General features: G+C 60.4%; 13 protein-coding genes. 4 read left to right on the top strand and 9 right to left on the bottom strand.

What is annotated here, in order from left to right; all coding sequences use genetic code 11:
- Positions 1-42 precede the first annotated feature (42 nt).
- The 6 genes from BAR1_RS05780 to BAR1_RS05755 all read right to left on the bottom strand — a co-directional run bounded on the left by BAR1_RS05780 (position 43) and on the right by BAR1_RS05755 (position 6463).
- Positions 43-1842: a SulP family inorganic anion transporter gene (locus BAR1_RS05780; protein WP_118942146.1), complete on the bottom strand. Its 1800-nt coding sequence runs from the start codon at positions 1840-1842 to the stop codon at positions 43-45.
- Positions 1775-2182 carry a TIGR01244 family sulfur transferase gene (locus tag BAR1_RS05775; protein ID WP_228408762.1) on the bottom strand — a complete coding sequence of 136 codons (408 nt, stop codon included), beginning with the start codon at positions 2180-2182 and terminating at the stop codon, positions 1775-1777. The genes BAR1_RS05780 and BAR1_RS05775 overlap by 68 nt, the downstream gene beginning before the upstream one ends.
- Positions 2183-2240: 58 nt before the next feature.
- Entirely contained in the window at positions 2241-3146 is a 906-nt protein-coding gene (locus BAR1_RS05770) for an MBL fold metallo-hydrolase (RefSeq protein ID WP_118942145.1), read from the bottom strand.
- A gap of 54 nt (positions 3147-3200) precedes the next feature.
- Entirely contained in the window at positions 3201-4409 is a 1209-nt protein-coding gene (locus BAR1_RS05765; RefSeq protein ID WP_228408760.1) for a glycerate kinase type-2 family protein, read from the bottom strand.
- The gene (locus BAR1_RS05760) at positions 4409-5614 is read right to left on the bottom strand and encodes a DegT/DnrJ/EryC1/StrS family aminotransferase (RefSeq protein WP_118942143.1); all 1206 of its coding nucleotides are present in this window, start codon (positions 5612-5614) and stop codon (positions 4409-4411) included. The genes BAR1_RS05765 and BAR1_RS05760 overlap by 1 nt, the downstream gene beginning before the upstream one ends.
- Positions 5615-5797: 183 nt before the next feature.
- On the bottom strand, positions 5798-6463 hold the full coding sequence (locus BAR1_RS05755; protein ID WP_118942142.1) for an HAD-IA family hydrolase: 666 nt from the start codon (positions 6461-6463) through the stop codon (positions 5798-5800).
- Positions 6464-6594: 131 nt separating this feature from the next.
- On the opposite strand from BAR1_RS05755, the gene glmU reads away from it, so the two are divergent.
- From glmU to BAR1_RS05740, 3 genes are read left to right on the top strand one after another with little or no spacing between them, the layout of a single operon-like run.
- Positions 6595-7950: a bifunctional UDP-N-acetylglucosamine diphosphorylase/glucosamine-1-phosphate N-acetyltransferase GlmU gene (gene glmU, locus BAR1_RS05750; RefSeq protein ID WP_118942141.1), complete on the top strand. Its 1356-nt coding sequence runs from the start codon at positions 6595-6597 to the stop codon at positions 7948-7950.
- 3 nt (positions 7951-7953) lie between these two features.
- Positions 7954-9777, top strand: coding sequence for a glutamine--fructose-6-phosphate transaminase (isomerizing) (gene glmS / locus BAR1_RS05745; RefSeq protein ID WP_118942140.1), 1824 nt, complete (start codon positions 7954-7956; stop codon positions 9775-9777).
- Entirely contained in the window at positions 9774-10451 is a 678-nt protein-coding gene (locus BAR1_RS05740) for a DNA alkylation repair protein (protein WP_118942139.1), read from the top strand. The genes glmS and BAR1_RS05740 overlap by 4 nt, the downstream gene beginning before the upstream one ends.
- 49 nt (positions 10452-10500) lie before the next feature.
- Here BAR1_RS05740 and BAR1_RS05735 read toward each other — a convergent pair whose 3' ends face one another.
- A complete protein-coding gene (locus BAR1_RS05735) occupies positions 10501-12117 on the bottom strand; it encodes an AMP-binding protein (protein WP_118942138.1) in 1617 nt (538 codons plus the stop codon).
- Positions 12118-12633 (bottom strand): hypothetical protein, encoded by a 516-nt coding sequence (locus BAR1_RS05730; protein WP_118942137.1) that lies wholly within the window; start codon positions 12631-12633, stop codon positions 12118-12120. It abuts the gene before it with no gap.
- A gap of 94 nt (positions 12634-12727) precedes the next feature.
- Between BAR1_RS05730 and moaA the strand changes: the two genes are divergently transcribed.
- A complete protein-coding gene (moaA, locus tag BAR1_RS05725; RefSeq protein ID WP_118942136.1) occupies positions 12728-13738 on the top strand; it encodes a GTP 3',8-cyclase MoaA in 1011 nt (336 codons plus the stop codon).
- Positions 13739-13850: 112 nt separating this feature from the next.
- Here moaA and BAR1_RS05720 read toward each other — a convergent pair whose 3' ends face one another.
- Positions 13851-14591: a glutamine amidotransferase gene (locus BAR1_RS05720; RefSeq protein WP_118942135.1), complete on the bottom strand. Its 741-nt coding sequence runs from the start codon at positions 14589-14591 to the stop codon at positions 13851-13853.
- Positions 14592-14596 lie beyond the last annotated feature (5 nt).

Below are 14596 nucleotides of genomic sequence, written 5' to 3'. Positions count from 1 at the left end.
TGCGGTGCGGATATTTGGGCGAAAAAGAAACATGAGGGCGGGTTATCCGGACAGCGCGTCAATTGCCTGATGCTGTGACAGGAATACCTGCCCCGTCAGTTCCTCCAGCAGGTCAGTGCGTTTGAGGCGGTCCATTACGGGGCCTTTTACTTCGGACAGGTGCAATTTGAGGCCAAGGCTGTGCAGGCGGTGGTTTATGGCCTCGATCGATTCCAGCGCGCTGGTGTCGATTTCGTTCACCGCCGGACACATCAGCACCACATGGCGCAGGTCCTTATCGCCGGTCACGCGGTCAAGGATATAATCCTCGAGAAAGCGGGCGTTGGCGAAATACAGGCTTTCGTCAATGCGGATGGTCAGGATCTGCGGCGTGGTTTCCACCGTGTGACGCAGGATATTGCGGAAATGCTCGGTGCCCGGCACGCGGCCCACTTCGGCCACATGCGGGCGCGAGGTTTTGTAGAGGAACAGCGCCAGCGACAGCAAAACGCCTGCGGTGACGCCGATTTTCACGCCAAAGCCGAGGGTCGCCAGCAAGGTAACGGCAACGGCCAGAAAATCGGTCTTTGAGTAGGCCCATGTTTTGCGCAGCATCGACAGGTCCAGCAGAGACAGCACCGCCACGATGATGATCGAGGAGAGTGCGGCCTTTGGCAGGTAGTAAAGGGCCGGCGTCAGGAAAAGGGCGGCCAGCAGAATGCCGATGGCGGTCATGCCGCCTGCCGCGGGCGTGCGGGCGCCGGAATCGAAATTCACGACGGAACGCGAAAAGCCGCCGGTCACCGGATAGCCCCCCGAAATGGCCGAGGCGACATTGGCCGCCCCCAGCCCGATCAGTTCCTGATCCGGTATGATGCGTTGGCGGCGGCGCGCAGCCAAGGTTTGGCCCACGGACACGGATTCGACAAATCCGATGATCGAGATCAGGATGGCCGAGACCGCCAATTGCCCCCAGATTTCCGCGTCAAACACCGGCACCGTCAGCGGCGGGATGCCACGGGGCAGTTTGCCGACAATCGACACGCCATGCTGGTCCAGTTGCAACACCCAAACCGCGAATGTGGTGGCGGCCACGATTACAAGCGGGCCGGTTTTGGACAGGATGGTGACCAGCCGCGCAGGCAGGCCCGTGCGGTCCAGAAGGGGTTTCAACCCCTTGCGTGCCCAGATCAGAAAGCCGACTGAAGCCGCCGATATTGCAACCGTAATCGGGTTGGTCTGGGCGATATTTCGGATCAATGCGCCACCAAGGGTGATCAAGTCGCTGCCGCTGGCCTTGATCCCGAACAGGTGCTTGATCTGGCTGGTGGCAATCAGGATGATCGCGCCGGCCATAAACCCGGCAATCACCGGATGGCTTAGGAAATTGGCCAGAAACCCCAGCCGCAGCACCCCCATCAGCAGCAGGATCAGCCCCGACATAAACGCCAGCACAATCGCGGCGGCGGCATATTCTGTGGTGCCCGACAGCGCCATCTGACCCACCGCTGTGGCCGTCATCAACGATATGATCGCCACCGGTCCCACCGCCAGAACACGGCTGGTGCCAAACACCGCATAGGCAATCAGCGGCAGGATCGAGGCATACAGCCCCATTTCCGGCGGCAATCCGGCCAGCAGAGCATAGGCCAGCGATTGCGGGATCAGCATGATGGTAACGATCACCGCCGCCACCCCGTCGCCGGTCAGATCATCGCGGGAATATTGGCTGCCCCAGTCCAGAATGGGCAGGTAGCGGCGCAGAGGGGCCGGGATCGACAGGCGTTTCACGGGGCTAATCGACGTGGATAAGGGCGGACATATCGTATCCGGCAGCGGCAGCAGAGGCCAGAATATCGGCATCCTCCATTTCACCCAGCATCATCAGCGACCAGATCACCGTGCAGCGGGTTCCGGTGCGACAATAGGCAAATACAGGTTTTGGCGCATTTTCAAGCGCCTTGCGGGTTTGGATCGCATGCGGCATCGCAGCCCGGCCGGATACGGCAGGAATACCGAAAAACGTGAACCCCATATCTCGGGCAGCGGATTCGATTTTGGCAACGTCGGTTTGCCCCGTTTCTTCGCCATCTGGCCGATTGCAGATCAGGGTGCGATAGCCCGCCTCCCAAATGGCAGGTAAATCCTCGACCGTGATCTGCGGGCTGACTGCAAAATCATCCGAAAGACGCCGTATTTCCATGCTTCTTCTATCCCTTGCTGGTTGGCAGCCCGATGTTCTCCCGGGCTTATTCGCCCCTTCATAGTTTATTTATAGGAACCTTTAAATAGACGTTCCCGTCTGTGTCCGCAGCAGGCATATTTCCGGCCCGCATGTTGACCTGAATGGACGGAATGATCAGACGTGGCATGCCAAGCGTCGCATCGCGTGCCTCGCGCATTTTCACGAATTCCTCGCGGCTGATACCACCGGCGAAATGGATATTTTCGGCCTTTTGCGCCACCACCGTGGTTTCATACTGCACTTCGCGGCCATCGGTGCCGTAATCGTGGCACATCATCAGGCGGGTCTCATCCGGCAAGGACAGGATTTTTTGAACGGAATCATAAAGTTGCCCCGCATCCCCGCCCGGAAAATCGGCCCGCGCCGAACCGGCGTCGGGCATGAACAGCGTATCGCCGACAAAGGCTGTGTTGCCGATCACATGTGTCATGCAGGCGGGCGTGTGGCCCGGCGTGTGCAGCACAAAGGCGGGCATGGTGCCGATGGTATAGGTGTCACCCTCGCGAAACAGGATGTCGAACTGGCTGCCGTCGCGCTGGAATTCGGTGCCCTCGTTGAACACTTTGCCAAAGACATCCTGCACCACGGTGATATTATTCCCGATCGAAATCTTCCCGCCCAGTTTTTCCTGAATATAGGGCGCGGCCGACAGGTGGTCGGCATGCACATGGGTTTCGATCTGCAGGTCCAGTTTCAGGCCGTTGTCGCGGATGAATTCGATAATCCGGTCCGCATGTTCATACCCCGTGCGTCCGGCGGCATAGTCCAGATCCAGCACGGAATCGACCACCGCGCAGGCATCTGAATTCGGGTCCTTCACCACATAGGAAAAGGTGTTGCTGTCCTCGTCGAAAAATGGCGTGACCTCGGGGGTGACATCCATTGCGACGGGGTAGTCAGAAGCGGCAGTAAAATCTTTCATGGCGTTTCCTTTCGGTTCCGGCATTCATATTCCATTTCGTGAATATAAGCAAGCTTACCGCCTGATCAACACCTGCAGGTCTGCGACATTTGTGCCCGTGGCGCCGGTGATCAGCAGATCCCCTGCCGCCTGTAGCGCGTGATAGCTGTCGTTGTTGGCCAGCATGTCCTTGGGTGAAATACCCGCATCCCGTATCCGTTTCAGTGTGCCGCCATCGACAATCCCGCCCGCCGCATCGCAGGGCCCGTCGCGCCCGTCGGTGCCGCCGGACAGGAACACCCAATCATCCCCCCAGCCCTGTTGTTCGGCCAGCAAGGCCACCCGCAACGCCAGTTCCTGATTGCGACCGCCAAGGCCCGTGCCGGTCAGCTTTACGGTGGTTTCACCGCCGAAAAGGGTGGTCCCCTTGCCGGATTTCAATATGATTTCCGCAGCTTGCGCCACATCCCCGATAAGAGGATCGGGATGAACGGTTGCCGTCCCCGCCGCCTGTTTCATCGCCGCAACGCTAATCGGGTTTGATCCGACCAGTTGGTTTTCTGCCTGTGGTAATGGCGGCAAGTCCGGCGCCAACATTGACAAATGCATCTGCACCGAAGCGGGCAAATCTTTCCACACCGCATAGGATTTCATCATTTCCACCGCTTGTTCCCGCGGGCCCACCGGCGCCACGGTCGGTCCGCTGGCAATCAGGCGCAGGTCATCCCCCACCACATCCGACAGGATCAGCGCGCGCACCTGCGCCGGGGCGGCAATGCGCAACAATCCGCCGCCTTTCAGGGTGGAAATCTGCTGCCGGACCAGATTCATATCGCCAATGTCGGCACCGCAGGACAAAAGCAGGCGGTTTACCTCGGCCTTGTCCTGCAAACTGATCCCCTCGGGTGGTGCGGGCATCAGCGCCGAGCCACCGCCACTGATCAGCGCCAGCACCTGATCCCCCTGCCCCAGCGCTTGTAGTTTTGTGATCACATGGCGCGCCGCCTTAGCCCCACCTTCGTCAGGAACAGGATGCCCAGCGGCAAATACCTTTGCATAATCAACGTCCTGCGCGTTTTCGTAATTTGTGATCACGATGGTTTCCGCATTAAAACTATGCACCATCGCCGCCTGCGCCATCCGCATCGCGGCCTTGCCAACAGCCAAGACCAGCAGCTTGCCGGATGCGGCAACAGGATTGGCCCGCAAAGCCTTGTCCACCGCCTGATAAGGATCAGCCGCCGCCACACCGGCGCGGAAAATTTCCAGCGCTGCCTCTCGCATCACCCCGCCCATTGCTGATAGACCGTTCCGACCTCGGCGCGGATAATGCCGGCGATCTGATCACAATCGGACAGGCTGAAGGTCAGCGGCAGGCGCATGTCCAGTATCCCTTTCAATACGCGGTCGGACTCGGGCAGGCTCTGGGCCGGCGCATAGCGCCAACTGTCATAGCGCGAGGTAAAACCGCTGGGTTCGGCCCCGCCAAACCATTTCAGCTCGACCCCCCGCGCAGCACAACGTTGCAACACCGCGCCGATCTGCTCATCCGCCCAGTCCAGCAGCAAAAACTGGATCGAGGAGCCGACATATTCTTCCTCCTCGGGCCTTTCGATCACGGTCAGCCCCGGGGTGCCTTGCAGGCCCTTTTCAACCACGCGATAACGCTCATTCCACGCCGCCACTTGCCGGCCCAGCGCCCGCAATTGTGGCCGCAGGATCGCGGCGCGCAGATTGTCCATCCGGCCCGAGATATTGGGCACCTCGTAGCGCAGGTTTTCAAAGGCTTCCGGCGGTGGCCCCGCAAGGTGACGTTCATACAGCATATAGCTGCCCGACAGCATCACCGCGCGGGCCATCAGTGTGGCGTCATCCGACACCAGCAAACCGCCCTCGCCCGAGTTCATATGCTTGTAGGTTTGCGTTGAATAGGCCGCCATCACCCCGTGCCGCCCCGACAGCACCCCGCGCCAGCGTGCGCCCATGGTGTGGGCGCAATCCTCGATCACCTGCACACCGGCGGCATCGCAAATCTGCATCAATGCGTCCATGTCGCAGATATGGCCGCGCATATGGCTGAGCAGCAGAACCTTTGCCCCGCTGTCGGTAATTTTCCGTTGTAGATCAGACAGATCAATGGTCAGCGCATCGCTCACCTCGACAAATACCGGCACCGCGCCAAGGCTGGCAATCGCGCCGGGAACAGGGGCCAAAGTGAAAGCATTGGTCAGCACCTTGTCGCCTGCCACCACGCCCACAGCCCGCAGTGCAGTGGATATAGCATAGCCGCCCGAAGCCACCGCCAGCGCGTATTTCATCCCCATATAGGTGGCGAATTCCTGCTCCAGCAGCGCGGTTTCGCCTGCCTCGCCTTCGGCCACGTTATAGCGGTGCAAACGTCCGTGGCGCAGCACATTCAGCGCCGCTTCGATTCCCTCTTCCGGGATCGGTTCCTGCTGGGTGAAACTGCCGGTGAATTTGTCGCTCATGTCTGCCCCTTGATGTGGATTGAACGACATTGCGGGGATTTCTCCGGAAGGTCAAGGCGGTGGAAAAATGGGCCGAAAAACAGGGGGTAAAGCATTGTATTTATGACCGAAAACATTTCCATTAAACCGGTTTAGTGGAAATGTTTTCAAGCGGCAACGGCATCATCATTCTTACAACGCAATCTATGCCAGCAAACCCTCGACCACCCCAAACAAATCATCGTAATGATCCAGCAACGCCTCGGGCTGCAAACCCGCCACATCCCTTCCAGTCGGCCCGAACGTCACCAGCACCGAAGGCACCCCCGCCGCCCGCGCTGTTTCGCGATCCGTCACCGTATCGCCAATCAACACCGAACGCGCCACATTGCCGCCGGCACGATGCACCGTTTCCACATAAGGGGCCGGATCGGGCTTGCGCACCGGCAATGTATCGGCCCCGATCAAGGCGCCGAACATATCGCGCATGCCCAGCCGCTGCATCAATTCCTCGGCCAGCCCCTCGGGCTTGTTCGTGCAAATTCCCACGCGGTAATCCGCATCCAGCAGGCGTTGCACAGCCTGAACCGCGCCGTCATAAACCCGCGTGTGCCTATCGATACTCGCCCCGTAATAACCGATAAACGTTTGAAACTGCTCGTCTATCCGCGCCTCAAGGTCCGACACACCCAGCCGCTCGAACCCCAGCCGCAGCATCGCCCGTCCGCCGGCAAAGGCCGTGGCCTGATCCGCCGCCATATCCAGCATCGCCCCGTGCCCCAGCGCCTCAAAACAGGCATTGGCTGCCGCGATCAGATCACCGCTGGTGTCTGCCAATGTGCCGTCCAGATCAAAAATAACCGTTTTCATATCCCACCCCTGGTGCCCTCCCCTTGGCGAGGGCCTGCCTGCTGTTGTAATAATGCGTAAACACAAGTGACTTGCCCCCACGCCTATAAGCGATAATACGGGCGACAACAAAACGAAAAGAGCAGAGCAACATGGCAACAGCATTAATCGTTCTGGCCGCGGGTCAGGGAACACGGATGAATTCGGACCTGCCCAAGGTGCTGCACCCGCTGGGCGGCGTACCGCTGGTGGTGCATGCGATGGCCTCCGGCGCGACGGTGGACCCTGACAAGATTGTCGTCGTGGCCGGTCACGGGTTTGATGCGGTGCAAAAGGCTGTGCTGGCCCATAACCCCGATGCCCTTGTGATCGAGCAGGAAGAACAGTTGGGAACCGGCCACGCGGTTTTGCAAGCCAAAGAGGCTTTGGCCGATTTCGACGGCGATGTGATTGTGGTATTCGGGGACACCCCTTTCGTGCGTCCCGAAACCATCGCCGAAATGGTTGAAGCCCGCGCGAATGGCAGTGACATCGTGATGCTGGGCTTCATAGCCGCCGATCCGGGCCGCTACGGGCGCATGGTGGTGCGCGACGGGCAATTTGAACGGATTGTCGAGGCCAAGGATGCAACCGAGGAAGAACTGGCGATTACCCTGTGCAACAGCGGGCTTGTGGCAGCCGATGCCGCCACCCTGTTTGATCTGCTGCAAACCATCGGCAACGACAATGCCAGCGGCGAATATTACCTGACCGACATCGTTGCGGCAGGCCGCAAGCAGGGCCTGAGCGCCAGTGTTGTCACCTGTGACGAAGCCGAAACCCTCGGCATCAACACCCGCGCCCAGCTGGCCCGTGCCGAGGCGCTGTTTCAGGCCGCAAAACGCGCCGAGGCGCTGGAAAACGGTGTCACCCTGATCGCCCCCGACACAGTGTTCTTTGCCTTTGACACAGTGATCGGCCGCGATGCGGTGGTTGAACCCATCGTGGTGTTCGGCCCCGATGTGACCGTTGAATCCGGCGCCACCATCCGCGCCTTTTCGCACCTCGAAGGCTGCCATGTATCACGCGATGCCGTGGTCGGCCCCTACGCCCGTCTGCGCCCCGGTGCCGAACTGGCCGAAGGGGCCAAAGTCGGCAATTTCGTCGAGGTCAAGAACGCGATGATCGCCGAGGGGGCCAAGGTGAACCACCTGTCCTATATCGGTGACGCCAGCATCGGCGCACGCAGCAATATCGGCGCGGGCACCATCACCTGCAACTATGACGGCTTTATGAAGCACCGCACCGAAATCGGCGAAGGTGCGTTCATCGGGTCAAACACCATGCTGGTTGCGCCGGTAACTGTCGGGAATGAAGCAATGACCGCCACCGGATCGGTGATCAACAAAAACGTGCCGGACGGTGCGCTGGCGCTGGCCCGCGCACGGCAGGAAACCAAACCGGGCATGGCCCGCAAGCTGTTTGAAAAACTCAAGGCCGCCAAGGCCAAGCGCGACAAAGGGGCGTAATCCATGTGTGGAATAGTTGGTGTTCTGGGTGATCACGAGGCCGCCCCTTTACTTGTTGAGGCCCTGAAACGGCTGGAATACCGCGGCTATGACAGCGCCGGTATTGCCACCATTCATGATGGCAAACTAAAGCGCCGTCGCGCGGTTGGCAAACTGGTCAACCTGTCCGATCTGCTCGTGCATGATCCGCTGGCGGGCAAGGCCGGTATCGGGCATACCCGCTGGGCCACCCACGGTGCCCCCACCACCGGCAACGCGCACCCGCACAGGGCCGGACCGGTCGCGGTGGTGCACAACGGCATCATCGAAAACTTCCGCGAACTGCGTGCGGAAATGGCTGGTGAGGGCATCGAATTCCAAACCGAAACCGATACCGAAACCGTCGCCCTTCTGACCCACCACTATATCGAGCAAGGCGACAGCCCGCGCGAGGCCGTGCAAAAAACCCTGTCGCGTCTGGACGGGGCCTTTGCCCTGTGCTTCCTGTTCGATGGCGAGGATGACCTGCTGATCGCCGCCCGCAAAGGCTCGCCCCTGGCGATTGGCCACGGAGACGGGGAAATGTATGTCGGCTCGGATGCGATTGCGCTGGCACCGATGACCACCCGCATCACCTATCTGGAAGAAGGCGACTGGGCCGTCATCACCCGCAACAGCGTTGAAATTCGTGATGCCGACGGCCAGCAGGTTTACCGCCCGATCAAGACCGTGAACATCGACAGCACGCGGATTGAAAAAGGCGGGCACAAACATTTCATGGCCAAGGAAATCGCCGAACAACCCACCGTATTGGGCGAAGCGATTGAACATTACATCACTGCCGATGGCAACGCCATCACCCTGCCCGACGCGGGCATTGATTTCACCAAATTCGACCGCATCACCATGGTGGCCTGCGGCACCGCCTATCTGGCCTGTCTGACGGCGAAATACTGGTTCGAACAGGTTGCCCGCCTGCCGGTCGAAGTGGACGTGGCCAGCGAATTTCGCTACCGCGAACCACCCATTCCGGCCCGCACTCTGGCGCTGTTCGTCAGCCAATCGGGCGAAACCGCCGACACACTGGCCGCACTTCGTTACTGTCAGGGCAAGGCCGATATGATCGTTTCCGTGGTCAACGTGCCGGAATCCTCGATCGCGCGGGAAAGTGATCTGGCCCTGCCAATCCTGGCCGGCACCGAAATCGGCGTGGCCTCGACCAAGGCGTTCACCTGCCAGCTGGCCGTGATGGCCACGCTGGCGTTAAAAGCCGCGACGGACAAAGGCGCGCTGGACGATCAAACCCTTGCCACCCATCTTGCCACCCTGCGCACCCTGCCCGGATTGCTCAGCCTTGCGATCAACACCGGACCCGAGGTCAAAGCCATCGCCCGTAAGCTGGCCGAGGCACAGGATGTGCTGTTTCTGGGCCGTGGCGCAATGTTCCCGCTGGCGCTGGAAGGCGCCCTGAAACTGAAGGAAATCAGCTATATACACGCCGAAGGTTACGCATCAGGCGAATTGAAACACGGCCCCATTGCATTGATCGACAAATCCATGCCCGTGGTTGTCATGGCCCCGCGCGACGCGCTGTTCGATAAAACCGTTTCCAACATGCAAGAGGTTATGGCACGCGGTGGCAAGGTGCTGCTGATATCGGATTCCGCAGGGATCAGGGAAGCGGGGCAAGGCGCGTGGGAAACCCTTGCCATGCCGTCGGTGGATGCGCTGTTTGCTCCGATCCTTTATGCCGTGCCTGCGCAACTGCTGGCCTATCACACAGCGATTGCCAAAGGCACCGATGTGGACCAGCCACGCAATCTGGCCAAATCGGTGACGGTGGAATGACCCCCGAAACCGCCATTGCCGCGCTCAAATCCCACGCTGTTCCCGGCAAGGCGCTGCAAATGGCCGCCTATCACAAATCCACCCGCCCGTTTCTGGGCGTGGCCAATCCGGCGATCGACGAAGAGGTGCGCAAATGGCGTGCCGGTCTGGACATCGCAGAGCGCGTGCAACTGGCCGATGGTCTGTGGCAAAGCAACATCTTTGAGGCCCGCATCGCCGCCGCCAAACTGCTGACACAGGCGCGCATCCGCGAGGACACCGCCGTCTGGGATCTGATCAAATCATGGGTGCCCGATTTTGACGGCTGGGCGCTGGCCGATCACGCCTGCATGGCCGGTCGCAAACGGCTTCAGGCCGACCCCGCGCGCCTTGATCAGGTGGAACTCTGGACCACCTCGCCCCACATGTGGACCCGCCGCGCCGCCTTGGTGATCACCCTGCCGTGGACCCGTCAGAACCATCCCAAATCCGCCGATCTACTGATCCGCGACCGCGTGCTGGGCTGGGCCGCTTCCTATGTGGATGACAAGGACTGGTTTATCCAGAAAGCCATCGCATGGTGGCTGCGCGATCTGTCCAAACACGACGCCGACCGCACCCGCGCCTTTCTGGAACAATACGGCGAGCGGATGAAACCCTTTGCCCGCAAAGAAGCCGCCCGCAAGCTAAAGTAACCCCCTGTTTCTTTTTCGCCCAAATATCCCCGCCGGAGGCATCCGGCACTCACCGCCCGCGCAACTCCCGCCGCATGATCTTGCCGGTCGCCGTCATCGGCAGGCTCTCGACCCGCTCGATCAGGCGTGGCGCCACATGCGGGCTGACCTTTTCGCGCACCCGCGCAATCAACGCCGCTTCCAGCCCCTCCCACTGCGCCCCCTCGCGCAGCACGACAAAGCCTTTCACAACCTCGGTGCGCATCGCATCCGGCACGCCGATCACCGCCGCCATCACCACGTCCGGATGACCGCCCAGACAGTTCTCGATCTCGCTTGGCCCGATCCGGTATCCGGCCGAGGTGATCACATCGTCATCCCGACTGGCAAAGCGGAAATAGCCATCCGCATCGCGCACCCCCAGATCACCGGTGCGCATCCAGTCACCCGTAAATTTCGCCGCCGTCGCCTCCGGCTTGTTCCAATAGTGCAGGAACATCACAGGATCAGGCCGACGCACCGCGATTTCACCCATTTCGCCCGTAGGCACCTCTTGCCCGTCCGCATCAATCACCGCCACATCATGCCCCGGCACAGCCGGCCCCATGAACCCCGCCTTCTGATGCCCGCCGCCCCCTTGGCTGCTGACCACCAGATTACATTCCGTCTGCCCGTAGATTTCATTGATATGACACCCCAGCGCATCCTGCGCCCAGGCCAGCAGTGGCGCTCCCAGGCTCTCGCCGCCCGAGGAAACCGAGCGGATATCCACCCCCGCCGGCACCTCCACCTGCTGCATCAGTTTCAGCGCGGTCGGCGGCAGGAACAGGTTGCGCATGCGATGGCGGATGATCAGTTGATAGGCCTCTTCGGGATCAAACTTGCGCATTCGCCGACTGATCAGCGGCACCCCGTAATGCAGGCACGGCAGCGCCATATTCAGCAACCCGCCAACCCAGGCCCAATCGGCCGGCGTCCAGCCACAATCGCCTTTTTGCGGAAAGAATTCATGGTGCATCTCGATCCCCGGCAAATGCCCCAAAAGCACACGATGCCCGTGCAACACCCCCTTGGGCGGGCCGGTGGTGCCGGATGTATAGACCAGCAAGGCAGGATCCTCCGGCGTGGTGGCAACAGGGGTGAAATCCGCCGATCCAGCCGCAATTTCCCCATGAAAATCCCGCACGGGGGATGTGGCCGGATCAATCGAATAAACCTCGGCCAGCTTTGGCAAATCCTGCCGCAAGGCCATCACCTTGGACAGGTTCGCCCCGTCCGTCACCACCACCCGCGCGCCGGAATCCGACAGGCGGTAGGACAACGCTTCTTCCCCGAACAGGGTAAACAACGGCAGTGCAATCGCGCCCAGCTTATAGGCCGCAAAATGGCTGATCAGCACCTCAGGCCCCTGCTGAAGCAATATCGCCACCCGATCGCCCCGCCCCACACCCCGCGCGGCAAAAGCGTTGGCCAGCGCGTTCGAGGCCGCCTCGAGCATCCCGTAGGTCCAGACCTGATGCCCGCCGTCCGCCGTCAGTTGTGTCAGTGCCACGCGGTCCGGTCCGGACATGGCCCAACGGGTGCAGCAACTGTCGGCAATGTTGAATGCCGCAGGCAAATCCCAACGGAAATTCCGCCGCATCACCGCCCAGTCCGCATCGGGTGTTATGAAACGGCGAACCTGCATTTATTCCGCGAAAACAATCAGTTCCGGCAGGCCCGCCAAAGGTGCCCCCAACAGGCGCAACGTGGCCAGAGATACGCGGCTGCCTGCGGTTTTCGGCCCGTCAATCGGGATCAGATCGACCGCCACGGATTTGCCCGTGGCCGGATATTCCACCCGCCCCTTGCCCGCCTTGTTGACCAAAGGCGTCTTGATCCAGAAGCCCGCCTCGGCCGGATTGCCCAAGGACGCGATCGTCACGCCCAGTTTGCGCGCCCCGCCGCTGCGGGCCTCGACCACAGCTTCGGCCCGCTGCTCGGCCGTTGTGGTGTCAAACTGCTCGGCTGTGTGCGCCGTGGCCGCCGGTTTGGCGACAACAGCTGCTGGCCGCGCCGCCGGACGTGAGCCGGAGTCGCTTTCAACCTTGGCCGGCTCATCCGGCTTGGGCTTGAACACCCCGCCCTGACTGAATTTCCCGTCACAACCGGCCAAAAACAGACCGGTTGAAATCACTACACTGGTTTTTACTAAATTCTTCATAATCCAAGACTAGGACGGATCATCCTGCGGTTCAATGCCTCACCATTTGGTGACACCCCTTGCTGTAGCCCCGATTGAGGCATAGACAGGTTGCATGGAACCTGCCCTGATCGACCCTTTCAACCGCGCCGTGACCTACCTGCGCGTTTCCGTCACCGACCGCTGCGATTTTCGCTGCGTCTATTGCATGTCCGAGAACATGAAATTCCTGCCGAAAAAGGAACTTCTGACGCTCGAGGAACTGGACCGCATGTGTTCGGCCTTTATCGGCCTTGGCGTGCAAAAACTGCGCATCACCGGTGGTGAACCTTTGGTGCGGCGCGGGATCATGACGTTTTTCGGCGCGATGAAACGGCATCTGGACTCCGGCGCGCTGAAAGAGCTGACCGTCACCACCAACGGCTCGCAACTGGAAAAATACGCCGAGGAACTGGCGGCTTGCGGCGTCAAGCGGATCAATGTCTCGCTGGACACGCTGGACGAGGAAAAATTCGCCAAAATCACCCGCTGGGGCCGTTTGCCACAGGTTTTGCGCGGGATCGAGGCGGCTCAGGCGGCCGGTTTGCGGGTGAAACTGAACGCAGTCGCCGTGAAAGGCTTTAACGAGGACGAGCTGTTCACCCTGCAAGACTGGTGCGCCAGCAAGGGACTGGATCTGACCTTTATCGAAGTGATGCCCATGGGCGATGACATGGGCGAGGCAAACCGGCTGGGGCAATACTGGTCGCTGCAAGATCTGCGTGACACGCTGGAAACACGTTTCACCACCACCGATCTGTCCGAAACCACCGGCGGGCCGGCCCGCTATATCCGGCTGAACGAAACGGGGCAGAAAATCGGCTTTATCACCCCGCTGTCGCATAATTTCTGCGAAAGCTGCAACCGCGTGCGCATCACCTGCACCGGCGAAATCTATACCTGTCTGGGGCAAGAGGGCCACATGGACCTGCGCCCCGCCCTGCGCGACAACCCCGATGATGACGCCCCGCTGGTCGCGGCAATCCACAAGGCGATCGGCACCAAACCAAAGGGCCACGATTTCGACTATTTCCGGCAAAAGGCCGACGGACAAATGACCCGCCACATGAGCCATACCGGCGGGTAAGCGGATAAGTCCTCCCCTTCTTCTTGCCCTGAAATACCTTCGCCGAAGGCAAAGGCGAGCCCCGCAGGGGCGAGCCTTGGGGCGACGCCGTCAGGCGGCGCAACCCCTGCTGTCAATCGTGCCCGTAACGGGACACGAAATTGCGCAGGATTAACTCGGGCGCAAACACATCCGCCTCCCGACACATCTGCACCAGCTTCTCGGCGTCTTCCGGTGCGAAATATCCCCGATGCTTGTATATCCCGATCCGCACCTCAAACCCCGCTGCATCGGCTTCGGGGTGGAATTGGGTGGCATAAACATTCTGCCCGTAGCGCACCATCTGGTAGGGACACGCCTTTGAGGACACCAGATGCGTGCACCCCTCCGGCAACCTTTGCATCGCTTCCTTGTGACCAACAAAGGCCATGAACCGTTCCGGCACCCCGTCGAGCAAAGCATCCGCCTGCCCCGCTTCGGTTAGCGCGCAATCCGAGGTTCCCACCTCTTCGGAATAGTTTTCCTTGCTAACCACATTGCCCAGAAATTCGCCCAGCACCCCGATGCCGTAACAGCAGCCCAAAAACGGCACATCCTGCGCGCATATCTGCGGCATCAGCCCCAGCACCTCGGCCTCGATCCGCGCTTCAACGGGGGTCTTTTTCTCGGGCGGGTCTGAAACACATCCCGGACCACCGCCGACGATCACACCGGAATACGATGATAAATCAAGGTCTTGCGGAATATCTTCACAATCCAGTCGGATACGATAAACCTCTTCGGGTTTCAGCCCCCCCTTGTCCAGAAAGGCCTGAAACTCGTCATCCGCCGCCTCTTTCTCGGGGCGCAGTTGCAGGATCAGAAAGGGTTTCATCAAAG

It is taken from the genome of Profundibacter amoris (assembly GCF_003544895.1).
Taxonomy (GTDB): Bacteria; Pseudomonadota; Alphaproteobacteria; order Rhodobacterales; family Rhodobacteraceae; genus Profundibacter; species Profundibacter amoris.
The sequence above is the reverse complement of the archived record's forward strand: the minus strand, read 5'-3'. Positions and strand labels throughout refer to the sequence as shown.

Bases quoted from the DNA above. Each gene is read 5' to 3' on its own strand.
- BAR1_RS05780 (WP_118942146.1), bottom strand. From the start codon at position 1,842: ATGCCGATATTCTGGCCTCTGCTGCCGCTGCCGGATACGATATGTCCG.
- BAR1_RS05775 (WP_228408762.1), bottom strand. From the start codon at position 2,182: ATGGAAATACGGCGTCTTTCGGATGATTTTGCAGTCAGCCCGCAGATC.
- BAR1_RS05770 (WP_118942145.1), bottom strand. From the start codon at position 3,146: ATGAAAGATTTTACTGCCGCTTCTGACTACCCCGTCGCAATGGATGTC.
- BAR1_RS05765 (WP_228408760.1), bottom strand. From the start codon at position 4,409: ATGCGAGAGGCAGCGCTGGAAATTTTCCGCGCCGGTGTGGCGGCGGCT.
- BAR1_RS05760 (WP_118942143.1), bottom strand. From the start codon at position 5,614: ATGAGCGACAAATTCACCGGCAGTTTCACCCAGCAGGAACCGATCCCG.
- BAR1_RS05755 (WP_118942142.1), bottom strand. From the start codon at position 6,463: ATGAAAACGGTTATTTTTGATCTGGACGGCACATTGGCAGACACCAGC.
- glmU (WP_118942141.1), top strand. From the start codon at position 6,595: ATGGCAACAGCATTAATCGTTCTGGCCGCGGGTCAGGGAACACGGATG.
- glmS (WP_118942140.1), top strand. From the start codon at position 7,954: ATGTGTGGAATAGTTGGTGTTCTGGGTGATCACGAGGCCGCCCCTTTA.
- BAR1_RS05740 (WP_118942139.1), top strand. From the start codon at position 9,774: ATGACCCCCGAAACCGCCATTGCCGCGCTCAAATCCCACGCTGTTCCC.
- BAR1_RS05735 (WP_118942138.1), bottom strand. From the start codon at position 12,117: ATGCAGGTTCGCCGTTTCATAACACCCGATGCGGACTGGGCGGTGATG.
- BAR1_RS05730 (WP_118942137.1), bottom strand. From the start codon at position 12,633: ATGAAGAATTTAGTAAAAACCAGTGTAGTGATTTCAACCGGTCTGTTT.
- moaA (WP_118942136.1), top strand. From the start codon at position 12,728: ATGGAACCTGCCCTGATCGACCCTTTCAACCGCGCCGTGACCTACCTG.
- BAR1_RS05720 (WP_118942135.1), bottom strand. From the start codon at position 14,591: ATGAAACCCTTTCTGATCCTGCAACTGCGCCCCGAGAAAGAGGCGGCG.